This window comes from Tunturiibacter empetritectus, assembly GCF_013410875.1.
Lineage (GTDB): Bacteria > Acidobacteriota > Terriglobia > Terriglobales > Acidobacteriaceae > Edaphobacter > Edaphobacter empetritectus.
Map to the genome: position 1 here is coordinate 596830 of NZ_JACCCU010000001.1, position 24451 is coordinate 621280.

A 24451-nucleotide genomic window follows, 5' to 3' on the forward strand; every position below is an offset into this window, starting at 1 on the left:
TCCTGGAATTTGATCGAGGGATACGATGCGCGTTAACACTTGTTGTATGACGATCGCTGCGGTTTCAGCGTTACTGGTCTCAGGGACGATAGCCAGGGCACAGAGTCCGATTCCATGTGCGCTCGGGGTTATGAGTTATGCAGGCTTAGGTCAGCAAAATGTTACGGGCGCCCCCTACAGCGCTGCCTTGAGGACGAGCTTCGAACAAAAGCTTCCAGATGGAAACGCGATTCGTAGCTCCCAAATCGTTCATCAGGCGCGAGACTCCAAAGGGAAAACCTTGAATGAGGCTCCTATCGGGTGTACGCACGCTGAGGATGGCCGGCTAAAGGCAGTGCTGGCGGTGACGGTCTTCGATCCAACGACGAAGACCATATTGAACTGGCAGATAGACGATATGGTGTCGAAGGTTGTGCATGTCCATCTCATGCATGAGCCGAATCATAAGCCGCCGACGGCGGAAGAGGCTGCGGAACAGATGAAGCGGGCGCAGGTGGCAGCTAGAACCCAAAAGAACGATGAAGTGCGGATAGAGAGCCTGGGAAGCAAGACAGTTGCCGGAGTTCAGGTCGAAGGGGTGAGAAGGGTTCGGACGATTCCTGCGGGGGAAGAAGGAAATGAGCTGCCGATGGAAGTGATCGATGAGCAATGGAGTTCGAAGGCGCTGAGTCTGACTCTGCTTCGCATCGACGACGATCCGAGGCGTGGCCGAACCACTGTTGAATTTGAAGACTTGAGTCTCAGTGAGCCCGATCCTGCAGTGTTTGCGGCTCCTGCTGGCTACAAGATCGTGGAACAACGTCAGGTGGAGACGACGGTTGCACCGTAGTAGGACGATGGGGACATTGTTTCAGGAGCTAAAAATATTCGTGTTGAGGAACTGGTTGCGGAACTTTCCTTGTGGGTCGTATTGGGTAAGGAGGGTTTTGTAGTCGGGCGTCTTGGGGTAGAGACGCTGGAGGGTTGCGGGGGGGATGGTGTTGACCTTGGCCCAGTGGGGGCGGGCGTTGAAGGGAGCTAGCTTTTCTTCGATGAGGGGGAGGAGGGCCTGGACGGCGTCGTTCTCAGGCTTCCACGTGAAGTGGATGGCGAGGGAGGGTCGCTGGTAGGCCATGCTGAGCCAGAGGTTGTCGGCGGCGATGGTGCGGAGCTCGGTGATGTAGAGGTGCGGGGTGATGCGGTCGCGGAGCTGTTCGACGGCGAGGATGGCTTCGTAGGCGTGCTCGCGGGGGACGAAGTACTCGGTTTGAATCTCGGCGCCGCTGCTGGGGGTGAAGTTGAGTTTGAAGTGGGGGAGGCGCTCGTACCAGGGGCCGGGGACGCCGAACTGCTCGGTGCATGCTTCGGCGGAGTGGCCGGCGACGGGATGGAGTTTTTTCGTGGCTTGCTTTGCGCCGAAGAACTCGGGCTCGAATTTCACGGAGGTAGCGCCGGGTTCGACGCGGCGTTTGACCCAGACCTGGGTGGCGCGATGGTTTTGCCAGTCGGTGAAGAGGCTGACACTGTAGCCGCTGAGGTAGATCTCTTCGAGGTGGTGTTCGAGTTGGGAGAAGGAGAGGTTTTCGTAGATGACTTGTGCGACCTGGAAGGTGGGTTGGAGGTCGAGGGTGGTTTTGGTGACGACTCCGAGGCCGCCGAGGTTGACGATCTGTCCGAGGAAGGGGTCGTTGTTGTCATTGGGGTCTTTGGTGCGTGAGAGGGTGTGGAGGGTGCCGTCGGCGGTGACGAGCTCGAGGCCGGAGACGATGGTGGCGAGGTTGCCGTTGTTGCTGCCGGAGCCGTGGGTGGCGGTGGCGCAGGCTCCGATGACGGAGACGTGAGGGAGCGAGGCGAGGTTGGGGACGGCGAAGCCCTGGGCGTCGATGATGGGGGCGAGTTTGCCGTAGGTGACGCCTGCGCCGACGGTGGCGGTGCGGGCTTTGGCGTCGATGTCGATGGAGTCGAGCTGCTTGAGGGAGATCTGGGCGTGGGTGCTGTCGGCGATGGCGTTGAAGGAGTGGCCGCGGCCGAGGGCGCGCAGCTTGTCGCAGCTTTTGACGATGTGCTGGACTTCTTCGACGGTTTTGGGTTGGTAGAGGGTGTCGGTGTGGAAGGTGAGGTTGCCGGCCCAGTTGGTTCGCGGGGCGGTCTGGTGGGCGGCGTCTTGCTCGGAGGCTGAGGCGAAGCGTGAGAGCATGGCGGCGGTGAGGATGGAGCCGGAGCCTTTGAGGAACTGTCTCTTATTCATGTCGCACACTCGATTCGGTGGAAGCCTGTGACTGGTTTTTGGAAAGGAGCGTGCCGCTACTCCGGTTGCCGGTCAGGCCTTTATAGGGATTTGGCGGCTTCAACGCAAGCGGCACGCCGAGCAGGAGCGCAGAGAGAGTGGTTGTGTGGGAGGGAGTCTGTGTGGTTAGGTCGCCTGGAGAGGTGGGGTGGACGGTACAATCGTAAGAGTATGCCTGAGAGACGAACGAGCGAAATCGGCGGGAAAACATTGAATATTGAGGATAGTTCTTCCGGTGCGGAGTTGACTCAGCCGCAGCGGTATAACCCGGCTGAGATCGAGCCGAAGTGGCAGGCCCGGTGGGATGCGGATGCGACGCTCTATGCGGCAGAGGCGCATGATTCGGGGAAGCCAAAGTACTACTGCCTGGAGATGCTGCCGTATCCGAGCGGCGCGCTGCATATTGGGCATGTGCGGAACTATGCGATCGGCGATGCGCTGGCTCGGCATATGTGGATGCGTGGGTATAACGTGCTGCACCCGATGGGGTGGGATGCGTTCGGACTGCCGGCGGAGAATGCGGCGCTGAAGAACGGCGTGCCGCCGCGGGAGTGGACGTTTGCGAATATTGCGGCGATGAAGAAGCAGTTTCAGCGGCTGGGGATGGGGTTCGACTGGACGACTGAGGTGACGACCTGTCTGCCGGAGTACTACCGGTGGAATCAGTGGTTCTTCTTGAAGATGTTTGAGAAGGGGTTGGCCTATCGGAAGAAGAGCAAGGTGAACTGGTGTCCGGAGTGTTGCACGGTGCTGGCGAATGAGCAGGTGATCGGTGGGCGCTGCTGGCGGCATGAGGATACGGTTGTTGAGCTGCGGGATCTGACGCAGTGGTTTTTGCGGATTACGAAGTATGCGGATGAGTTGCTGGAGGGATTGGATAAGCTGGAGGGTTGGCCGGAGAAGGTCCGGACGATGCAGCGGAACTGGATTGGGCGGAGCGAGGGGGCTTTGATCGACTTTGCGGTCGATCAGGGTATAGGGGGTAGGGAAGAGGGAGTAGAAGGCAAGATCACGGTGTTTACGACGCGGGTGGATACGATCTTTGGGGCGACGTCGGTGCAGCTTGCGCCGGAGCATGCGGTGTCGAAGGCGTTTGCGCTGGAGGATGACAAGCTGCGGGTGCAGATTGAGCAGCTACTGGCTGAGCAGCAGAAGGCGCGAGAGTCCGATGCGCTGGGTGCGATTGAGAAGCATGGCGTGAATACGGGGCGGTTTGCGGTGAATCCGTTCAATGGCGAGCGGGTGCCGATCTGGGTGGCGAACTACATTCTGGCGGACTATGGGACGGGCGCAATTATGAGCGTGCCGGCGCATGATGAGCGGGACTTTGAGTTTGCGCGGAAGTATGGGTTAGAGGTGCGGCGGGTGATTGCTCCTGCTGATGCTTCTGTTGACGCGACGAAGGAGAAACAAGAACAAAATACGGGGATCCTTCGCTCCGCTCAGGATGACGGCGCTGAGGATGTGGTGGGGGAGCTTCCTTATCTCGCTGAGGACGAGGCGGTGCTGATCGACTCGGGGAAGTGGACTGGGCTGGGTTGTGTGGAGGCGCAGGAGAAGATGGCTGCGTTTGCGAAGGTGAAGGGATTTGGCACGCCTACGGTTACGTATCGGTTGAAGGACTGGGGGGTGAGCCGGCAGAGGTACTGGGGGACGCCGATTCCGATGGTGTACTGCGACAGGTGCTCGCCGGAGGAGCCGCTGCCGGTGGCTGAGAGCGAGCTGCCGATTTTTCTACCGGAGCAGATCGATATTACGCAGACGAACGGGTCGCCGCTGGGACGGGTGGCTGAGTTTGTGAATGCGAAGTGTCCGAAGTGTGGCGGGGCGGCTCGGCGGGAGACGGACACGATGGATACGTTCGTTGACTCGAGCTGGTACTTCTATCGGTATACGGATGCGAAGAACTCGAAGGCTCCGTTTGATTCGGACAAGGCGAACTATTGGTTTCCGATCGATCAGTACATCGGCGGGGTGGAGCATGCGATTCTGCATCTTATCTACTCGCGGTTCTGGACGAAGGTGATGCGGGATCTTGGGTTGGTGAAGAACGATGAGCCTGCGCAGCGGCTGTTTACGCAGGGGATGGTGATCAAAGACGGCGCGAAGATGTCGAAGTCGAAGGGCAACGTGGTGTCGCCCGACGACATGATTGCGCGGTATGGCGCGGATGCGACGCGGATGTATGCGCTGTTTGCGGCTCCGCCGGATCGTGACTTGGAGTGGCAGGAGGAAGGAGTTGCGGGGATCTCGCGGTTTCTGAGTAAGGTGTATAGGCTGACGACGAAGTACTCCGGTGCGGCTCGGGCGGCGGCTGGTGGTTCGCGCGGGGGAGAGAGTTCTGCGAAGGAGCAGGCGTTGTTGCGGCGGCTGCACCAGACGATTGCGAAGATCACGCAGGACTTCGATGGGCGGTGGCACTTCAATACTTCGATCTCTTCGATCATGATTTTGGTGAACGAGATTACGGCGAACGAAGCGGCGATGGATGCGGGAGAGATCTCTCCTGCGGCTGTGGCTGAGGTGTTTCGCGGGTTGATCTTGTTGCTGGCTCCGTTTGCGCCGTTCTTTGCGGCGGAGATGTGGGAGGAGATTGGTGGCGAGGGTGTGGTGTTTCGCACGGTGTGGCCTGAAGTGAATGAGGAGCTTGCTCGGGATGAGGAGATTGAGATTCCTGTGCAGGTGAATGGGAAGCTGGTGACGGTGGTTAAGGTGGCGGCGGGGAGCGATGAGGCTACGGTGAAGGCTGAGGCTTTGGCTGATCCTAAGGTGATAGCGCGGATTGAAGGGAAGACTGTGGTGAAGGTGATTGTGGTGCCGGGTAAGCTTGTGAATCTTGTGGTGAAGTAGGTGCAGGGCCTAGGGGACAGGGCTCAGGGCAATGTGGCAACGCCGGTGCGGGGGACTCAGTCGTTTGTGCATACGCTGTCGGAGTGCTGGCGGCGGCCTTCGCTGACGGCGCTGGAGGTGCTGTGGCGGTGGGCTTATGGGATTCCGGCGCTGCTGCTGCTGCGGTATGAGGGGCTGAAGATCTTGCAGGCTACGCCGCTGGACTATGCGGCGCTGAAGAGTATGACGGTGGTGGATCCGCTGGGGTCGGCGCAGACGCTGGCGAAGGCGATGGCGTTGTTGTTGCCGCAGGTGATGGGTGTGGCGTTGTGGCTGGCGCCGTTGTTGGTAGTCGTGTGGGTGATTGTGTCGGCTGTGGGACGGACTGTGGTGTTGCGGCGGGCGGATAAGCGGCTGCATGCCCGCGTGGGGACGCTGATTGTTTTGCAGGCGGTGCGGGTGGTGGCGCTGCTGGGAAGTTTTGCGGTGTGGTTCTGGTGCATGGAGCGGGTGGCGGAGTGGACGGTGACGGGGCCGATTGCGTTGGGTGGGGAGCCGAACCTGGTGGGATATTTTTCGCTGGTGATTGTGGCGACGCTGGGGCTGTTTACGCTGTGGGCGGTGGTGAGTTGGGCGCTGTCGGTGGCTCCGCTGGTGGCGATGCTGCGTGGGTTGGGGGTGGCGGGGAGTTTGGTGGCGGCGTTTCGGCTGGGACCGCTGAAGTCGAAGCTGGTGGAGATCAACCTGGTGATGGGGATTGTGAAGATCGCGTTGATTGTGCTGGCGATGGTGTTTTCGGCGACTCCGCTGCCGTTTGAGAGTGTGACGACGCCGGAGTTTTTGTTTTGGTGGTGGGTGGGGGTTACGGTCCTTTATTTTCTTGGATCTGACTTCTTCCATGTGGCGCGGCAGGTGGCTTATCTGCAGCTTTGGCGAGCTTACGAAGATTGAGAGACTATGTCCTGCCGGACGGGCGCCCTGCGCTAGGCCACCCCTCAAACGAAGACCTGTTTGTGGGGACCCCGGTTCGCGGCGGTCACTTCGTGACTTGTATACCGCTTCGCTTGGTGCTCCCGATGGTCGCAGGCTAAATTCCGAGCCGACCAACGGGAGGACCACAAGAGATCGTAGGTGCAAGAAAAGGTACACACGTCACGAAGTGACCGCTGCCCGCGCAGGGCGCTCGTCCGGCAGGACAGTCTCTAAGAAGACTTTCTCTCGCCGGGACGGCGATTCTGCATCATACGGGAATCTGCTTAGCGAGGGAGATTGACTATGTCGTTTGGGATCTATGCGATTGGCTATCTGATTCTGATCGCGGGTGTAGTTTATCTGGCACACCTGATGCATATTCCGCAGCATTACATTGTTGCGATTGCGGTGATCATGCTGGGAGTTGGGATCGTGACCGGTGTGCAGACGACTCGACGTAGAGACCCGAGCTAGCGGGATTTGCGGGCGTTTCGGGTACTAAAGTTTTTCCTCTACGGGCGGAAAATCCGGCATCCTATCTGTGCATGGGCCCCCTCATTCCCCCTTTGGAGAGAGATCATGTCCTCTGCCCTTTATGCTGCCGCTTATCTGTTGCTGATCGCCGGTGTCTCCTACATGGCGTATCTGAGTCACATTCCTGAGTCCTACATTGTTGCTATCGCGATCATCATGGTGGCGATTGGCGTGGTGAGCGGGATGGAGAGTGCGAGGTTGAGGAACTCAGAGTATCGCCGCAGGCCGGGGCTCTACTGAGAAGACGGCGTCGCCGCCGCCGCATTTACACTGGGTAAGTGGATACCTCAACGATCGTCATTCTGGATTTTGGGTCGCAGTATACGCAGCTGATTGCGCGGCGTATTCGTGAGTTCAATGTATTTTCTGTTGTGTTGCCTTGTACGGCCCCGCTGGAACAGGTGAAGGCGCTGAACCCGAAGGGTGCGATTCTTTCGGGTGGGCCGTGCTCTGTGTATGACGCGGATGCGCCGAATGCAGATGAGGGTGTGCTGGCGATGGGCGTGCCGGTGCTGGGGATCTGCTATGGGCTACAGTTTATTGTTCATCATCTGGGTGGCAAGGTGGTAGGAGCGGCGGCGCGGGAGTATGGGCATGCTGAGGTGACAGTGGTGGCGGAGACTCCTTTATTCAAAGGGCTCCCCGGGTCGCTAGATGTGTGGATGTCGCATGGGGATGAGGCGGAGACGCTGCCGGTGGGATTTCAACTGACGGCGAAGACCTCGAATGCGGTGGCGGGGATTGCGGATGAGGCGAGAAGGATCTGGGCGGTGCAGTTTCATCCAGAGGTGGCGCATACGCGGCAGGGGATGGAGCTGCTGAAGAACTTCTGCCTGGATATCTGCGGGGCGGAGCAGAATTGGACGCCGGAGCATTTTATTCAGTCGACGGTGGAGAGGGTGCGGGCGCAGGTGGGAACGGGGCATGCTATCTGCGGGCTGAGTGGAGGCGTGGACTCGAGTGTGGCTGCGGTGCTGGTGGCGCGTGCGATTGGGGATCGGCTGACTTGTATCTTTGTGAATAACGGCGTGCTGCGGAAGGACGAGTTTCTGAAGGTGCAGACGACGATGCGCGAGCAGCTGGGGCTGAATGTTGTCGCGGTGGACTCTTCGCAGAGGTTTCTGGAGAAGCTTGCGGGTGTGACCGATCCGGAGCGGAAGCGAAAGGTGATTGGGAACGAGTTTATTGCTGTGTTTGATGATGAGGCTAAGAAGATCTGGGAGTCCTCTGCCGCGGGTGCTGAAACGGAGAAGAGCGCGGGGCATGAGGTCGCGTGGCTGGTGCAGGGGACGCTGTATCCAGATGTGATTGAGTCGAGCAGTGTGCATGGGCCAAGCCATACGATCAAGAGCCACCACAATGTGGGTGGGCTGCCGGCGGATATGAAGCTGAAGTTGATTGAGCCGCTGCGGGATTTATTCAAGGATGAGGTGCGACGGATAGGGCGGGATCTGGGGATGCCGGAAGAGATCATTGAGCGGCAGCCTTTTCCTGGGCCTGGGCTGGCGGTGAGGATTCTGGGCGAGGTGACGGCGGAGCGCGTGGCGATGCTGCAGGAGGCCGATCAGATTGTGGTGGATGAGATCAAGAAGGCTGGGCTGTATCGGAAGGTTTGGCAGAGCTTTGCGGTGTTGCTGCCGGTCAAGAGTGTGGGTGTGATGGGGGATCAGCGGACGTATGCGAATACGTGTGCGGTGCGGGCGGTGGAGAGCGAGGATGGGATGACGGCGGATTGGGCTCCGCTGCCTTATGAGGTGTTGCGGACGATCTCGAGCAGGATTGTGAGTGAGGTGCGGGGGATTAATCGGGTAGTGTATGACATTACTTCGAAGCCACCTGGGACGATTGAGTGGGAGTAGGTACGCCCTGCGCGGGCGGCGGTCACTTCGTGACTTGTATACCCCTTCGGTTGGTGCTCCCGATGGTCGCAAGCTGGAGTTCGTGCCGACCAACGAGAGGGCGATGCTGTCTGGTTCGCCAAGATCGTACACGCGTCACGAAGTGACCGCTCTCCGCGCAGGAGGCCCGTCCGGGACAGAGCTAGCCTATGTAGGCTGCGGCGTCGGTGACGTCGGTTCCTGCGTTCAACTTCATTGCGCGGAATAAGATCGTCAATGCTGTGGAGACGGCGAGGTTCAGCAGCAGTGCGGGTACGGCTGCGTACATGGGGTAGGTGCTGCCGAAGAGATGAAGCGGGTAGACCGAACTCTTCAGCCCTAGCGCCACCGCCATGGCTGTGCCGCTGAACATGCCTGCCGCCCAGCCGATGAGCAGTGCCCAGGGATTGAACCAGCGCGTGAAGACTCCGAGAACGACCGAGGGGAAGAGCTGTCCCATCCAGATTCCGCCTAGCAACTGCATCTCGATCGCGTAGGGTGCGGGGAGCTTGAGGACGAAGATGAGTGCGCCGAACTTTACGACGAGCGAGACGATCTTGGCCATGCGGGACTCTTCTTCGGGGAGCATCTTTCGTCGGATCAGTGCGCCGTAGAGATTGCGGGTGAAGAGGTTGGAGGCGGCGATGGACATGATCGCTGCGGGGACGAGTGCTCCGATAGCAACTGCGGCGAGGCAGAAGCCAGCGAACCACTCGGGAAACATCTTGAGGAAGAGCAGCGGTACGGCTTGATTGGGATCTTTGGTGACGACTCCGGCGGCTAGTGCGAGATAGCCGAGGAGGGCGATGAGTCCCAGGAGGAAGCTGTAGGCAGGCAGCATGGCGGCGTTGCGGCGGATTACGTTGGCGCTCTGCGCGCTGAGGACCGCGGTGGCGGTGTGGGGGTAGAGCATGAGCGCTATGGCGGAGCCGATGGCGAGGGTGGAGTAGCCGAGGAACTGGCCTTGTTTCAAATTAATCGTGGCGGATGGCGTGTGATGGGCGAGGAGCTGGTTGGCGATCTCGAAGACTCGTGCGTAGCCGCCAAGTTTGTGGGGGATGTAGATCAGCGCGGCGAGGACCATGATGTAGAGCATGACGTCCTTGACGATGGCGATGACGGCTGGGGCGCGGAGGCCGCTGGAGTAGGTGTAGGCGGCGAGGATGACGAAGGCGGCTGCGAGGGGCCACTCGCCGTGGATGCCCATGGCTCCGATGACGACGCGGATGCCGACCAGTTGCAGTGCAATGTAGGGCATAAGGGCGAGGACGCCGGTGAGTGCGATGGCGATGGTGAGCCAGCGGTTGCCGTAGCGGCCGTTGACGAAGTCGGCGAAGGTTATGTAACCGTGGCGGTGGCATACTGTCCAGAGGCGCGGCAGGACGAGCATCATGTAAGGGTAGGCGATGACGGCGTAGGGGACTGCGAAGAATCCCATGGCGCCTGCTCCGTAGAGTGCGGCCGGCACGGCGATGACGGTGTAGGCGGTGTAGAGGTCGCCGCCGATGAGGAACCAGGTGATCCAGGTGCCGAAGCTGCGGCCGGCGAGGCCCCACTCTTCGAGGGAGCCCATTCCTGCCTTCGGCCTTCGCCATCGCGCGGCCCAGAATCCGGCGAGCGTTACGAGCAGGAAGAAAAAACAGAAGACTATCAGTGCCGTCGTATGGAGTTGCAATCGTTCACCCAGCTCTTGAGATTTGCGGTACTCACAGGTTAGCGCAACGGTGCAGGAAGAGGGATGATTGCTGGGTTAGCTTCGTCCGTTGTCGCTCCACTCGTAGACGACTACGCCTAGGTCGTTGAGGGTTTTGATGACGGCTTCCACGTTGCGGCGAACCTCGGGGCGTGCGGCTACAGGGACTGAGTGGGCCTCTTCGACGGCGACGACGCGACCATAGGGCCAGGAGTTTTCGGGGATGGCGTTGAGCGCGGTAGGCAGGTCGATGACGCGCACGTTCAGGTCGCGGCGGCGGGCGCCGATGGGCCGCAGCATTCCGCCAACGCCGAGGCCGCTGGTGTTGCTGTCGGCGACGACTACGTGAAGGGTTGCCATCTCGCCCTGCACGGTGAGGTAGGGATTCTCCCAGAGAGTGAGGCTCTTGACGGCCATGTAGCGGGTCTTCGATGGGGGCGGGATCAGCTCCATCTGCTGGCGAGCGAGGTTGTTCTCCTGCTGGTGTTCGGCGGCGAGGGCGTTCTGCTCGGCGACGTTGGGAATGGCTGGGATCGCGGGCCGGGAACAGCCGGAGAGGGCGAGCGAAAGCAGAAGAGCGGCGGGAAGGAGCGCGTCTCGTAGCAGCGAATAGCTTTCGGGCGGCGAGTGTCTGGACAGCGAATGTCGGGATAGCGAGGGCACGAACACCAGCATATCAAGCGATGGCGACGATCAAAAGGTCAAAGTTCCTGGCAATTTTTGATGAAGACGAGTGGTTATCGTCCTGTCCACACGGCGGGGCGTTTTTCCAGGAAGGCCTTGGTGCCTTCTTCTTTGTCGGCGGTTCCGCAGAGCCTTCCGAAGATCTTTGCTTCCATGTCGATGGCTTCTTCGAGGCCGATCTCGCTGCCGTCGCGGACTGCCTCGAGGCATGCGGCGACGGCCAGGGGGGCCATGGTGACGATGGTTTTGGCGAGAGCTTCGGCGCGCTCCATGAGTTTTTCTGCGGGCAGGACTTCCTCTACCAGACCGATTCGCAGGGCTTCGGCGGCGCTGATCATCTCGCCGGTAAGCAGGAGTTTGAGGGCCATGGGCTGGCCGACGAGGTGTGGGAGCCGCTGGGTTCCGCCGTAGCCGGGGATGAGGCCGAGTTTGACCTCGGGCTGCCCGAGGCGCGCATTCTCGCTGGCGAGGCGCATGGTGCAGGCCATGGCCAGTTCGCAGCCGCCGCCGAGGGCGAAGCCGTTGATGCAGGCGATGACGGGCTTGCCGCAGGTCTCAATGAGGCGAAAGACGCTCTGGCCGCGGCGGGCTTTAGCCTCTCCTGCTGCGGCGTCTGTGGCGGCGAGCTCTTTGATATCTGCGCCGGCGGCGAAGGCCTTTTCGCCTGCGCCGGTGAGGAGGATGACCCGGACGGCGGGGTCTGCGGCGAGTGTTGAGAATACGGCTTCTAGTTCGTTGAAGACCTGGGTGTTCAGGGCGTTGAGCACCTGGGGGCGGTTGAGCGTGACGCGCGCTACCTGATCCTTTACCTCGTACAGCAACGTCTCGTAGTTCACAGACCTCTCCTCTGGCTATCTCGTGGGCGATCTCGTGGGCGATGTGGTGCCCGCACTCCAGACGATACAATCGAATCTATGATTAAGGGAATTACGCACGTCAGCGCGATTGCATCGGGGGCTGAGTTTGACCGTGTCTCGAGCCTGTTTTCCGCTCTTGGTTTCGAACAGGGCAACGGATGGCAGGATGCGCAGGGTCGCGGCGCTGCCTTTCTTGCGCCGATCGGCAACCTTGAGTTTGTTACGGGTAGAGAGCCCGCGGTGCCGACGGTGTTGATCGAGGTTACGCAGCTGGACCACATCCGTTCGCTCGTAGAAAAGTGGCTGCTCGCAAGCTATCGCACGGAGGAGGTTCCGGAGATTCTCTCTGCTGCGGAGCTGACGCACTGGAACAGCAGACTGTTCACGGTTCAAATTACGACTGAGCTGCGGCTTGGGTTCTGGCAGTCGGAGAATCCGCTGCATGGCCAGCCTGAGGCTGTGGAGGGCGACCTGAGCGCGGTGGATATGCGCTTCGCGGTGGTGACGACGCGCTGGAATACGGTGATTACCGACAGGCTGCTGCAGGGGTCGCTGGATGCGCTTCATCGCAGCGGCGCGGCGCGAGCGGACATTGAGATTTTTCGGGTTCCTGGGGCGTGGGAGGTGCCGTCGGCTGCGCGCACACTGGCGGAGTCGAAGAGGTTCGATGCGATTATCACGCTGGGGTGTTTGCTGCGTGGGGAGACGGCGCACTATGAAGCGATTTACAACGAGGTGGCGCGGGGGATTGGCCAGTCGCAGCAGGAGACTGGGGTTCCGCATGCGTTCGGGGTGCTGACCTGCGAGACGCTGGAGCAGGCGCTGGACCGCGCGGGGTTGAAGGCGGGAAATAAGGGCTTTGAGGCGGCCAGCGCGGCGATTGAGATGGTGTCGATCCAGCGCAAGCTCGCGGCGCAGAACGGCCAGGGGAAAAAATAATGGGGACACGCCGCAAGTCGCGCGAACTTACGATGCAGATGTTGTTTCAGGGTGATCTGGGCAAGCAGTCGCCCGAGCAGGTGCAGAAGCTCTTCTGGGCATCGGTGGAAGATGTGGATGCCGAGACGCGTGGGTTTGCGGAGGATCTTTACCGCATTGCGACGACTCGGGATGAGGAGATCGACAAGCTGATTGAAGAGCATGCGCAGAACTGGCGGCTGGAGCGGATGCCGGTGGTGGATCGAAATCTGCTGCGGGCTTCGGTGGCGGAGATGCTGGGATTTCCTAATACGCCTGCTGCGATCATCATCAACGAGACGCTGGAGATTGGACGGCGGTACGCGGCGCCGGAGTCGATTCACTTTCTGAATGGCGTGCTGGATGCGATTGCGCGGGATTTGTTGAAGAGGCGGCTAGCGTAGAAGCTGTCCTGCCGGACGGGCGCCCTGCGCGGGCGGCGGTCACTTCGTGACTTGTATACCGCTTCGCTTGGTGCTCCCGTTGGTCGCAAGATGGATTTCGTGCCGACCAACGGGAGGACCGTTAGTGTTATGTGCTGCCTAGACCGGTATACGCGTCACGAAGTGACCGCCGCCCGCGCAGGGCGCTCGTCCGGCAGGACCAGTTTCTAGGAGGTCGCCTTACGCGGCTTCTGCACCAGCAGGTTTGGAGCGACGATGTTTCCATTCACATCCGGCAACTTCGGTGCGAGTGGGGTTGTCGTGTCCTTGTAGGTGCCGTCGGCCTGTTTGGTGATGAGGTGGACGGCGTTGTCTCCTGTGGTGCCAGCGTAGAAGGTCTGGTTGTCTGCGCTGACCACGCCGACGATCGGCGCGATGGGAGTTCCGAGCGCGGTCGACAGGGGGATGCTGCTCAGGGTTCCGGCGCCGGTGGTCTGGGGGATGTAGGTGGGTACAACGGCTCCGCTGCCCTGGTAGGTGACGAAGGCGATCTTAGAGTCAGAGGTGGGAAAGACGCCGGTGATGGCCGAGGCGGTGACGCCGGGGAGCGCGCCGGTGAAGGCGGTGGAGGTGGTGAACTTCTGCGGTGTCGTTATGGGTGTTTGACCGGGGCAGGCACCAATAGGCAGGCTCGGAACGGTACCGCCGGGTGGAACTCCGATCGCGAGGTCCGTCAGGGTCGGCGCGGGCGTAACGGTTGCGCCGAGAACATGGAGGCCATCGTTGGTGGTGGCGATGCGGTCGGTCTGCGGACCGAGGACGCCGGCGTCAGGATAGAAGAGGTTGGTGGTGGTCGAGGAGGTTGTGGCGGCGCCTCCGACGATCGTTGTCACCGGGCAGTAGGAGCGGGCTGTGGTTGGGTTGCCGCCGAAGAAGGCTCCGACGCTTGGGACCCCGATTGCAACGTCGGTGGTGGCTTGAGAGGAGGTGGTCTGGTACCAGCCGGTGAAGGTGGAGTGAACTAGCAGGGTGTTGTTGGGGGTTGTGACGCCGGTGGAGGAGTTATAGTCGCCGAGGGTGATGTAGACGGTGGAGTTGTCGGGCGAGAAGACGGCATGGGTGGCGACGCCGCCGTACTGAGTCTGAATGCCGGCGCTGCTGGTGGTGGTTCCGGTGGTTCCGGTGCTTTTGCCGCTGGTGTTGTAGAGGTAGACGAACTGGCGGATGGGGTCGGTGATGACCAGGGTGGTACCGTCCGGCGAGAGTGCGATCACATTGCCGGGTACGGTGATGTCCTGAGCGGCTAAGCTGTTTGTGGTCGCGCTGAAGGTCATGAGTTCGAAGGAGCTTCCCATGTAGATGGAGCTGCCGTCGTTGCTGATGACCATGGAGTTGGGCTGATAGGGCAGGCGCACCGGGTTTCCGAGTTGAGGCTGCGTGAAGTCGACGGGTACGAGATAGAACGAGTTGGTGCTCGCGATATAGAGGTTGGTGCTGTTGACGCCAGGGGCTGTGACGAGGACTGGATTCGAGGTGACTGCTTTTCCGTTGCCGAAGAGGCCAATCTGGTTGAACGGGGACGGATTGCAGGTGGGGGGCTGGCAGACTGCGGTGATGGCGGCTGCGCCCGGAAAGATGGGGGTCACCGAGGCGGCTGACGCAGCGGGAATGGTTGTAGGGGTGGTGGATTCGAAGTTAAGGGTGAGGCCAGTGAGGATGGTTCCGTACTGATCCGTTGCCACCGCGTTGATCGGTTGCACATTGTTGGGATTTACGGTCACGCTGGTGGCGTTGCCTGTTCCGATGGGAGCGGTGAGAGCGATCGAGGTCGGAGGGCAGGTGGAGAAGAAGCCAGCGGAGCTTCCTGCGTTTGAGATGTTTGCGGTGATGACGGTGGATCCGGGCTGCTGCGCGGTGGCGACGCCGTTCTCGTCGATGGTGACGACGGATGCGGTCTGCGGGGCGTAGGAGAGATGGCCGACCTGGCAGCTGATGTTGGCACCATTTCCGGCTAGCACTCTGGCCGCCAGTTGGCTGGTGACGGACTGGGAGACGCAACCGGTTGCCGCGACTGCGTTGGCGGTTGGAGTGACGGGGACGGCACAGCAGCCGTTGCCGTTGGTGGTTTGCGTGCAGGTCGAAGTCTGTGTATCGAACGCGGCGGGGCTGCAGTTGGTGGCCGGATCATTGGCGCAGTCGGTTGAGAGCGCTCCAAGGGTCACGTTGGTGACCACGGGATGGATGAAGATCGGGAGCGGATTGCTGCTGACTCCGTTGCCGTTGACTACGACGTAGACTGTTCCGGATTTGTTGGTGGGGTTGCAGGTGGTGAAGTCGGCGATGCCGCCGCCGGTGTTCCTGTTCCAGGTGCCTGCGCAGAGCCGGCCGGTGGTTGGCTGCACGTCGGCGATGGTCATATCCGGCTGTCCATTGGGGAGGAAGGTGGCGTAGGTGTAGCCGGACACCGTTACAGTGGTGCCCTTGCAATCGATGGCGGACGGTGAGCTGACCTGACCGATCTGCGCAAAGTTCAACGATATGCCGAAGATCTTGGGTTGGAGGTTAATGGTCGCTATCTGACCGACGACAGGGCCGGTGTCACCGCCGTTGCAGAAAACCGCGGCTGTTTTTTTGGAGCAACCCGAGATCGAGACACCAAAAGGAATCGTGAAAAGCAAAAGAAAGACTAACGTGAGAAACCGACGCATTGAACCTCCCCGTCCAACCAGAACTCAAGCTGAACGGTCACACCGCAACCGCTGAATAGCTGAACCCTTAGTGTAAAAGCTGCACAGACCGGAAGCAAATCTTCCGGGCATAAATACTGTTCGAACGTTGGTTGGACGATCCAACCAACGTTTCGCATCGTGGCAAGATTGCTGCCTTTCGCGAGAGATTGCGGACGGAAGAGAGACCCTGAAGACTTCTACTTTGCGGGCATCTCCGTCTCGAACCAGTCAAGAGCCCGCTCGAGAACGTCCCTGCGATGCGCGGGGTCGTGAAAGGCGTGCCCCTCGTTCGGGTATATCACCAACTGCGTCTTTACGCCTTCGGCACGGAGGGCATGCCAGAACTCGAAGCTCTGGGGGGCCGGACATTCGCCGTCGCGGTCGCCGACTACGACAAGGGTTGGAGTCTTTACTTTCTTGATGTATTCGATGGCCGAGCTTTTGGCGTAGATGTCGGCGTCGTCGTAGACGGTCTTGCCGAAGAAGGGCACCATCCATTGGTCGATGGAGTTTTCGCCGTAGTAGCTCTTCCAGTCACTGATGCCTGCGCCGGCGACCGCTGCCTTGAAGCGCGTGGTCTGGGTGACGCCGAACATGGTCATGAAGCCGCCGTAGCTCCAGCCGGTGAGACCTTCACGATTCTTGTCGATGGGGAGGCGCTTTTCGAGAACGTCCATGCCGGTGAGGATGTCGTGGAGGTCGCCGTAGCCGAAGTCCTTGATGTTGGCTTGGGTGAACTTTTCGCCTTGCCCGTAGCTGCCTCGCGGGTTGGGCATGAAGACGAAGTATCCGAGTGCGGAGAATGGAACGCCGCCGTAGCCGACGCTAGGCCAGCGTGGGGTGACCACAGCGGAGGGTCCGCCGTGAACGTCCACAAGCAGCGGATACTTCTTTTGAGGATCGTAGTTCGCTGGGTAGAGCAACCACCCCTGAACTTTAAAGCCGTCGTTGGTCCATTCGATGTTCTCGGTCTTGCCACAGGTGGACTTGAGGCCGTCGTTGAGATGGGTGATCTGCTTCAGATCGTGGAGTGGGCCGGCCCATACCTCAGGGGCGCGCTCGAAGGAGCTACGAATCAGCGCGATCGTGTGGTCACGGGAGAGGGAGATGCTCATGACCAGGCCGCCGGCTCCGATGGATTCGGGGAAGGTGACGCTGGCCTGCGGGATGTCTTTCCCGGTGGCGAGATCGAGTGCGGTGAGGTGGCTGTTGCCGCCTACGTGTTCGGCGATGGCGATGAGTTCGGGCCCGGCCCAGCCGAAGTAGGCGACCGACGCGTTGCGGCTCGGGGTTAGATTCTTCGGTTCGCCTCCTGTAGAGGGGGTCAGGTAGAGATCGCCGCCGGTGGATCCTTGGTCGCTCATGATGCCGCCGATGAAGGCGATCTGCTTGCCGTTGGGCGACCAGCGGGGGACGGCAATCTGCAGGCCGTGGAGGGGGCCGGAGATCTTTGTGGTGTCGAGGATCGACTTGGGCTGGGCGGCGGCGAGGTCCTGGGTGTAGAGCTGGGCGACCCACCAGTTGTTCTCGCCAGGGGGAGTTGCGGCGATGAAGGCGAGGCTCTTCGAATCAGGCGACCAGTTGAACTCGTAGACATGCAGATTGGCGGGCGTTATCTGAGTGAAAGCTCCATCGGCAACCTGCACGACGCCGACGCGCTGAATCTCAACTCCGTCTTCGCCGATGACGCCGGACCAGGGTTTCATAGCGGCGAGAGCACCTGCACTGCGTGTGGCGTTTTCTACAAAGAGAAAGCCTATCGATTTGCCGTCATACGACCAGGCAAGGGAGTCGATGTTGCCGGTGAGGTGGGTGAGCTGCTTGGCTTCGCCGGTGCTCTTCGACCAGAGGAAGACCTGGTCCTGTCCCGCCTGGTCTGTCTTGGTGGTGCAGTCCGAGACGAAGGCCAAGGACTCTCCGTCGGGTGACCACTTTGGATCGGAGCTGCTGCAGTCGGTTGCTCCCGATCCGGTGCTTACGATCTTTTCTTTGGCGGGGTCTGGATTCACTGCATCGGATAGATGAATTTGCGTACTACCGTGAGATCGGACGGACCAGGCGACGGTAGATCCGACGGGGGAGATGGCCGCTTCAGTGGGAATTTTTGTTTGACCGAGTGTCTCGATGAGCGAGCCGATACGCGGGTCTTTCGCGGTGGATGCGTCGGCCTCAGCTTGTGCTGCGGAGATGGGTCCAAGGAGAAGGACCGCGGTGAAGGCGATGAGATGAAAGGAGGAGGAACACTTGCGGAGATCTGCCAAAGCCATTCGAAAAGCCTAGCATGGAGGGGCGGTCTTTTGTCAGCGGCGGAGACTGCATCCCGGCTTGTTCAATCGGCGACTTTTTGTCAAGAAAATCAGCAAAAAATTTGACCTTTCGCCATCATATTGATATTGTAAAAAGGTTCCGCGAGTATCCGGACCGTGTCGTAGGGGAAGCTCGACGCACGGATGGGTGGAGAAAAACCCACGTAATCTTATGATTCGCTTCCAGTCGAAGGACTGGTGGAGAACGATTACGCTATACTGGATACAAGAGATTCACCGCAGGACATTCCCGATCTGTGTTTCGCTAGATTCATAGAATCTGAATGTCGTTCGTCTGCGGCCTATCGTAATCGTGCCTGCGACACCCTCCACCCTGGATGGGCTATGCGGGCCGGGACAGCGAAACGGAGTCGGCTCATCCTTGAATGAGGAAAGACGCTCGACCACCGTCGACTGTTTACGTCTGGTTTGTTGTACCGGTTTACAGACGCAGCAGGGAAGATCTTCGTCAGAGACGCTTCAGCGTTCACTTTTTTGCGTGTACGGAGCCTGTACCGCAAGAGGCGAAGCTTGAATCCTACCTGCGCGTTTCATACAGGTTTGGTTGTAAGTTCGCGCGCGTTAACAAGGAGTTCTAGTGCCTACGTTCCATCAGCTCGTCAAGCAGGGCCGCACGCCCACTCGTTATAAGACCGCCAGCCCCGCGCTTCAGGGTTCGCCTCAGCGCCGTGGCGTCTGCACCCGCGTTTACACTCAGACCCCCAAGAAGCCGAACTCGGCTCTCCGCAAGGTTGCGCGTGTTCGCCTCACCAACGGGATTGAAGTTACGACCTATATCCCGGGCATCGGCCACAACCTGCAGGAGCACTCGATTGTGCTGATCCGCGGCGGCCGTGTGAAGGATCTGCCGGGTGTTCGGTATCACGTCGTTCGCGGAACGCTCGACTCGGTCGGCGTTGCCAACCGGAAGCAGAGCCGCTCGAAGTACGGCGCGAAGCGTCCCAAGGCTGCTGCGGCCAAGTAGTTTGCCGTTTGAAGTTTTTTAGATCAACCCGGCTGGCTGGATGGATTTGGCTGGCTGAATAAATCAGGTTCAGGGCTTGAGAGTTCTACGGCCCTGAAGGAAGACGAGAAGAGAGCAATGCCGAGAAAAGGTTACATCGCTAAGCGTGAAGTTGCTGCAGACCCGGTCTATAACTCCACCCTGGTCACGAAGTTTGTCAACTCCATGATGTGGGGCGGCAAGAAGTCGACCGCGCAGGGGATCTTCTACACCGCCATGACCAACCTTGAGCAGAAGGGTGGCGACGAAGCCCTCAAGCTGTTCAAGAAGGCGATCGAGAACTGCAAGCCGCTTCTCGAAGTGAAGAGCCGCCGAGTTGGTGGTGCGAACTACCAGGTGCCGATCGAAGTTCTGCCGGAGCGCCGCACCTCGCTCGCTATTCGCTGGCTTGTGACTTATGGCCGCGCACGTGGCGAGAAGGGCATGGTTGAGAAGCTCACCGCTGAGCTGCTCGATGCCGCCAATGGCCGTGGCGCCGCGATGAAGAAGAAGGAAGACGTCCATCGTATGGCCGAGGCGAATAAGGCCTTCGCGCACTACCGCTGGTAAAGAAAGCTTTCCAGTAGGATGTTTGTTTTTTGTTTTAACGCTTTTTATACCGCGAGCAGACGCTCGCAGATGAGAGATAGACCGTGGCACGCACTACACCTCTGAATCGTTGCCGGAACATCGGAATCATGGCGCACATCGACGCCGGCAAGACGACGACGACCGAGCGCATTCTCTTCTATACGGGCATCACGCACCGTATCGGCGAAGTGCACGAGGGAACTGCGACCATGGACTGGATGGAGCAGGAGCAGGAGCGCGGCATCACGATTACGTCTGCTGCGACGACCTGCACCTGGAAGAACATCCGCATCAACATCATCGACACGCCTGGCCATGTGGACTTTACGGCTGAGGTGGAGCGTTCGCTCCGCGTGCTGGATGGCGCGGTTGCTTGTTTCGATGCGGTTGCCGGTGTGCAGCCTCAGTCTGAGACTGTCTGGCGCCAGGCTGATAAGTACAAGGTTCCCCGGATCTGCTTCATCAACAAGATGGACAAAGCCGGTGCGGACGCTGTTTACGCGACCTCGACGATCGTTGATCGTCTGGGTGCGCGCGCGGTTCCGATCAACATCCAGATTGGAGCAGAGGCGAAGTTTCTTGGTGTGGTCGATCTGGTTACGATGAAGGCGATCTACTGGCACGACGAGACCATGGGCGCTGAGTACTCGGTGGAAGATATTCCAGCCGACCTGCTCGACAAGGCCAAGGCTGCGCGTGCGTCCCTGATCGAAGCTGTCTCTGACTCTGATGACGAGATCATGCACCTCTACCTTGAGGGCCAGGAGCCGACCGAAGCGCAGCTCAAGGCTGGCATTCGTAAGGCGACCATCGCGATGAACATCTTCCCGGTGCTCTGCGGTTCGTCATTCAAGAATAAGGGCGTTCAGACGCTGCTTGATGCAGTGGTCGACTACCTGCCCAGCCCGCTCGATATTCCTCCCATGATCGGACACAACCCCGACAACATGGAAGAAGAAGTCATCCGCAAGGCTGATGACAACGAGCCGTTCTCGGCGCTTGGTTTCAAGATCATGACGGACCCGTTTGTTGGTCAACTGATCTTCATTCGTGTCTACTCAGGTCAGTTGAAGACCGGTGACTCGGTGCTGAATCCACGTACCGGAAAGACGGAGCGCATTGGCCGTCTGCTGAAGATGCACGCTAACAAGCGCGAAGAGATTACTGAGATCCTCGCGGGCGATATCTGCGCTGCGGTTGGTTTGAAGAATCTTGTCACTGGTGACACGATCACCACGGACAAGCACCCTGTTGTGCTTGAGTCGATCGACTTCCCTGCGCCGGTGATCGAAGTTGCCGTGGAGCCGAAGACGAAGGCCGACCAGGAAAAGATGGGTATGGCGCTGGCCAAGCTGGCGCAGGAAGACCCCACGTTCCGCGTCCGCACCGACATCGATTCGGGCCAGACCATCATCGCCGGAATGGGCGAGCTGCACCTTGAGATCATCGTCGATCGCATGATGCGCGAGTACAAGGTCGAAGCCAATGTCGGTAAGCCGCAGGTGAACTATCGCGAGACGATTCGGACGAACTCGGATGCTGAAGGCAAGTACATCCGTCAGACCGGCGGATCGGGTAACTACGGCCACTGCAAGATCCGTATCTCGCCCAACGAGCCGGGCAAAGGCTATGAGTTCACCAACGATACGAAGGGTGGCGCTATTCCGAAGGAGTACGTCAAGCCGATCGATCAGGGGATTCAGGACGCGATGCAGCGTGGCATTCTGGCTGGCTACGAGATGGTTGACGTCAAGGTTTCGCTCTATGACGGCAGCTATCACGATGTTGACTCGAACGAAATGGCATTCAAGATCGCCGGTTCGATGGCCTTCAAGGAAGCTGCCCGTAAGGCAAAGCCTGTTCTGTTGGAGCCGGTGATGTCGGTCGAAGTGACTGTCCCCGAGGAGTACATGGGTACGATCATCGGCGACCTGAACAGCCGTCGCGGCCGTATCGAAGGGATGGAGATGGTTGGCACCACGCAGGCTATCCGGGCCACTGTTCCTCTGAGCACGATGTTTGGTTACGCCACTCACATGCGGTCGTCCACGCAGGGTCGCGCGAACTACTCTATGCAGTTCAAGCAGTACGAAGAGGCGCCTCGCTCGGTCTCGGAAGAGATCATTGCCAAGGTGCAGGGCAAAGAAGCAAACGCAAAGTAATCGCGGGACTTTGGTCCACGCAGGAATTTAGAAGTCAACGAAACACAGAAACACGGAGAGAGTCATGGGCAAGGAAAAGTTTGACCGGTCAAAGCCGCACGTAAACATCGGGACGATCGGGCACATCGATCATGGCAAGACGACGCTGACGGCGGCGATTACGAAGGTGTTGTCGAAGCACAACCCAAACAACAAGTTTCGTTCGTTCGATACGATTGACAACGCTCCTGAGGAGCGCGAGCGCGGTATTACGATTGCCACCTCGCACGTGGAGTACGAGACCCCGAACCGGCACTATGCGCACGTCGACTGTCCGGGTCACGCGGACTACATCAAGAATATGATCACCGGAGCGGCGCAGATGGACGGCGCGATCCTGGTGGTCGCGGCCACCGACGGCCCGATGCCCCAGACCAAGGAGCACGTGCTCCTGGCGCGCCAGGTTGGCGTTCCCTTCATCGTGGTGTTTTTGAACAAGTGCGATGCGGTTGAGGACGAAGAGCTGATCGAACTGGTGGAGATGGAGGTTCGCGAGCTGTTGTCGAAGTACGACTACCCTGGCGACGACACTCCGATCATCCGTGGCTCTGCGTTGGGCGCGCTGAATGGCGAAGCCCAGTGGGAGGCCAAGATCGACGAGCTGATGGCGGCGGTGGACAAGTACATTCCGCAGCCTGAGCGCGCGGTCGACCAGCCGTTCCTGATGCCGATCGAAGATATCTTCTCGATCTCGGGTCGCGGCACTGTGGTGACGGGCCGTATCGAGCGCGGCAAGGTGAAGGTTGGCGAGGCCTGCGAGATCGTTGGCTTCCGCGAGACCCGTCAGACGGTCTGCACCGGCGTCGAGATGTTCAAGAAGCAGCTGGACGAGGGTCTGGCTGGCGATAACGCTGGGCTTTTGCTGCGCGGTATTGCGAAGGAAGATGTGGAGCGCGGGATGGTGTTGGCCAAGCCTGGTTCGATCAAGCCCCACACCGACTTCAAGGGCGAGGTTTACGTGTTGTCGAAGGAAGAGGGCGGACGTCACACTCCGTTCTTCAACGGCTACCGTCCCCAGTTTTACTTCCGCACCACGGACGTGACGGGTTCGGCGAAGCTGCCTGCGGGAACTGAGATGTGCATGCCCGGCGACAACATCCAGCTGGAGATCACGCTGCACACGCCAGTCGCGATGGAGAAGGGTCTGCGCTTCGCTATCCGCGAAGGTGGACGCACCGTCGGAGCCGGCACCATCAGCGAGATCATCAAGTAAAGAAAATGCTTCATCAGTTAGTTTTAGTTGTTCAAGAATAACGAGGGCTGTCGGCAGGTGCAGAAGTTCATCACCGGCAGCGACTCCAAACGATCTTTGAAGCGTGAAAGAGACACACCATGGCTGGACAAAGAATCAGAATTCGTTTGAAGGCATATGACTACCGCGTACTGGATACGTCGACCGGCGAGATCGTCGAGACGGCCAAGCGTACCGGAGCCCAGGTTGCGGGTCCCATTCCGCTGCCGACGATGAAGAACAAGTACTGCGTTCTTCGCTCGCCCCACGTCGACAAGAAGTCGCGCGAGGCCTTTGAGATTCGCACGCACAAGCGGTTGATCGACATCCTCGAGCCGACCCAGCAGACTGTGGATGCGCTGATGAAGCTCGATCTGCCTGCGGGCGTGGATGTAGAGATCAAGACGGTTCAGAAGTAAAGAGGCTTTCGGTAAAAGTTTCTTTGTTTTCGGTTTAGATGCATCAACCCGGCAGTGCTGAGCTGAAGCATCAGCATGATGAGGAAAGGAAGCTCCAATGTCAGTAGTAGGAATTCTCGGGAAAAAAGTCGGCATGACGCAGATCTTCGACGAGCGCGGTGATATTCACCCTGTGACCGTCCTGAAGGCTGGTCCGTGCGTGATCACTCAGTTGAAGACGCTCGTAAAGGACGGATACGAAGCCGCTCAGATTGGCTATGTTGACTTCGTGAAGGCTTCGAAGATCAACAAGGCGATGACTGGCCACTTCGCAAAGTCGAACGTTCCTCCGGTCAGGATGATCAAGGAAGTCGAGCTCGAAGCAGTGAAGACTGTTGAAGGCGAAGAGAAGGTCACGGCTAAGGCTGGCGATCGCATCCTGGTCGACATCTTCAACGACGAACGTTTCGTCGACGTCATCGGCACCTCCAAGGGTCGCGGTTTTGCTGGCGTCATTCGCCGCCACGGCTTCGGCGGCGGTCCCAAGTCGCACGGCCACATGTTCCAGGTGCAGGGTTCGATCGGTGCTTCGTCGTTCCCCTCGCGCGTATTTCCTGGTCAGCGTATGCCGGGTCATATGGGTCACGCTCAGATCACGGTTCGCAACCTGCGTATTCGCGGTATCGATCTTGAAGATAACCTTCTGCTGGTTGAGGGCGCTGTACCCGGCCCGCGTGATGGCTTCGTGCTGATCTCAAAGGCAAAGGCTCCGCCGCGTGAGCGTCGTGGTTTTGCCGGCGCCGCAACGAAGGACGCCTTGAAGGCTTCCAAGAAGGCTGCACCGTCCAAGAAGAAATAAGTAGTCGATTAAAAAGGCTTGCAACATGAAGCCGCAAACAAAGTTATGGTTCGCCGCATCGATGGCGAGCAAAGAGAGAGA

General features: G+C 59.5%; 20 protein-coding genes. 14 read left to right on the plus strand and 6 right to left on the minus strand.

All coding sequences use genetic code 11. The features are described 5' to 3' along the window. Positions 1–280 precede the first annotated feature (280 nt). Positions 281–829, plus strand: coding sequence for a hypothetical protein (locus HDF08_RS02445; protein ID WP_179636920.1), 549 nt, complete (start codon positions 281–283; stop codon positions 827–829). A 21-nt stretch (positions 830–850) separates the two neighbouring features. On the opposite strand, the gene HDF08_RS02450 is transcribed toward HDF08_RS02445, so the two are convergent. Beyond that, positions 851–2227, minus strand: a complete 1377-nt coding sequence (locus tag HDF08_RS02450) for an FAD-binding protein (protein WP_179636922.1) — start codon at positions 2225–2227, stop codon at positions 851–853. Between the two features lie 210 nt (positions 2228–2437). Here HDF08_RS02450 and leuS point away from each other — a divergent pair, with 210 nt between their 5' ends. The 5 genes from leuS (at position 2438) to guaA (ending at position 8460) form a co-directional block, all read left to right on the plus strand. Further along, the gene (gene leuS, locus HDF08_RS02455) at positions 2438–5116 is read left to right on the plus strand and encodes a leucine--tRNA ligase (RefSeq protein WP_179636924.1); all 2679 of its coding nucleotides are present in this window, start codon (positions 2438–2440) and stop codon (positions 5114–5116) included. Then, positions 5117–6046: a hypothetical protein gene (locus tag HDF08_RS02460; RefSeq protein ID WP_373563107.1), complete on the plus strand. Its 930-nt coding sequence runs from the start codon at positions 5117–5119 to the stop codon at positions 6044–6046. Between the two features lie 324 nt (positions 6047–6370). After that, the gene (locus HDF08_RS02465) at positions 6371–6541 is read left to right on the plus strand and encodes a hypothetical protein (protein WP_179636926.1); all 171 of its coding nucleotides are present in this window, start codon (positions 6371–6373) and stop codon (positions 6539–6541) included. Positions 6542–6646: 105 nt separating this feature from the next. Further along, positions 6647–6841: a hypothetical protein gene (locus HDF08_RS02470; RefSeq protein ID WP_179636928.1), complete on the plus strand. Its 195-nt coding sequence runs from the start codon at positions 6647–6649 to the stop codon at positions 6839–6841. Between the two features lie 38 nt (positions 6842–6879). Continuing rightward, positions 6880–8460: a glutamine-hydrolyzing GMP synthase gene (guaA, locus tag HDF08_RS02475; RefSeq protein ID WP_179636930.1), complete on the plus strand. Its 1581-nt coding sequence runs from the start codon at positions 6880–6882 to the stop codon at positions 8458–8460. Positions 8461–8641: 181 nt separating this feature from the next. Here guaA and mctP read toward each other — a convergent pair whose 3' ends face one another. From mctP to HDF08_RS02490, 3 genes are all read right to left on the minus strand, one after another. After that, the gene (gene mctP, locus HDF08_RS02480; RefSeq protein ID WP_179636931.1) at positions 8642–10153 is read right to left on the minus strand and encodes a monocarboxylate uptake permease MctP; all 1512 of its coding nucleotides are present in this window, start codon (positions 10151–10153) and stop codon (positions 8642–8644) included. Between the two features lie 75 nt (positions 10154–10228). Then, positions 10229–10834 carry a hypothetical protein gene (locus HDF08_RS02485; RefSeq protein WP_353068252.1) on the minus strand — a complete coding sequence of 202 codons (606 nt, stop codon included), beginning with the start codon at positions 10832–10834 and terminating at the stop codon, positions 10229–10231. Between the two features lie 74 nt (positions 10835–10908). Continuing rightward, the gene (locus tag HDF08_RS02490; RefSeq protein ID WP_179636933.1) at positions 10909–11691 is read right to left on the minus strand and encodes an enoyl-CoA hydratase/isomerase family protein; all 783 of its coding nucleotides are present in this window, start codon (positions 11689–11691) and stop codon (positions 10909–10911) included. Between the two features lie 78 nt (positions 11692–11769). Between HDF08_RS02490 and ribH the strand changes: the two genes are divergently transcribed. Continuing rightward, entirely contained in the window at positions 11770–12651 is an 882-nt protein-coding gene (gene ribH, locus HDF08_RS21580) for a 6,7-dimethyl-8-ribityllumazine synthase (protein WP_179636935.1), read from the plus strand. Then, positions 12651–13073: a transcription antitermination factor NusB gene (gene nusB, locus HDF08_RS02500; RefSeq protein WP_179636936.1), complete on the plus strand. Its 423-nt coding sequence runs from the start codon at positions 12651–12653 to the stop codon at positions 13071–13073. Before ribH ends, nusB begins: the two co-directional genes overlap by 1 nt. Before the next feature lie 206 nt (positions 13074–13279). Here nusB and HDF08_RS02505 read toward each other — a convergent pair whose 3' ends face one another. After that, a complete protein-coding gene (locus tag HDF08_RS02505; protein WP_179636938.1) occupies positions 13280–15760 on the minus strand; it encodes a hypothetical protein in 2481 nt (826 codons plus the stop codon). A 218-nt stretch (positions 15761–15978) separates the two neighbouring features. Then, positions 15979–18048, minus strand: coding sequence for an alpha/beta hydrolase family protein (locus tag HDF08_RS02510; protein ID WP_179636940.1), 2070 nt, complete (start codon positions 18046–18048; stop codon positions 15979–15981). 637 nt (positions 18049–18685) lie between these two features. On the opposite strand from HDF08_RS02510, the gene rpsL reads away from it, so the two are divergent. The 6 genes from rpsL (at position 18686) to rplC (ending at position 24370) form a co-directional block, all read left to right on the plus strand. Then, complete coding sequence (gene rpsL, locus HDF08_RS02515) at positions 18686–19072, plus strand: 30S ribosomal protein S12 (RefSeq protein ID WP_123489299.1); 387 nt, start codon at positions 18686–18688, stop codon at positions 19070–19072. A gap of 117 nt (positions 19073–19189) precedes the next feature. Beyond that, positions 19190–19660 (plus strand): 30S ribosomal protein S7, encoded by a 471-nt coding sequence (rpsG, locus tag HDF08_RS02520; protein ID WP_158943903.1) that lies wholly within the window; start codon positions 19190–19192, stop codon positions 19658–19660. Between the two features lie 83 nt (positions 19661–19743). Next, a complete protein-coding gene (gene fusA / locus HDF08_RS02525) occupies positions 19744–21843 on the plus strand; it encodes an elongation factor G (protein WP_179636942.1) in 2100 nt (699 codons plus the stop codon). A gap of 64 nt (positions 21844–21907) precedes the next feature. Further along, entirely contained in the window at positions 21908–23095 is a 1188-nt protein-coding gene (gene tuf, locus HDF08_RS02530) for an elongation factor Tu (protein ID WP_179636944.1), read from the plus strand. Positions 23096–23214: 119 nt separating this feature from the next. Beyond that, on the plus strand, positions 23215–23532 hold the full coding sequence (rpsJ, locus tag HDF08_RS02535) for a 30S ribosomal protein S10 (RefSeq protein WP_013581294.1): 318 nt from the start codon (positions 23215–23217) through the stop codon (positions 23530–23532). Positions 23533–23629: 97 nt separating this feature from the next. After that, the gene (rplC, locus tag HDF08_RS02540) at positions 23630–24370 is read left to right on the plus strand and encodes a 50S ribosomal protein L3 (RefSeq protein WP_179636946.1); all 741 of its coding nucleotides are present in this window, start codon (positions 23630–23632) and stop codon (positions 24368–24370) included. Positions 24371–24451 lie beyond the last annotated feature (81 nt).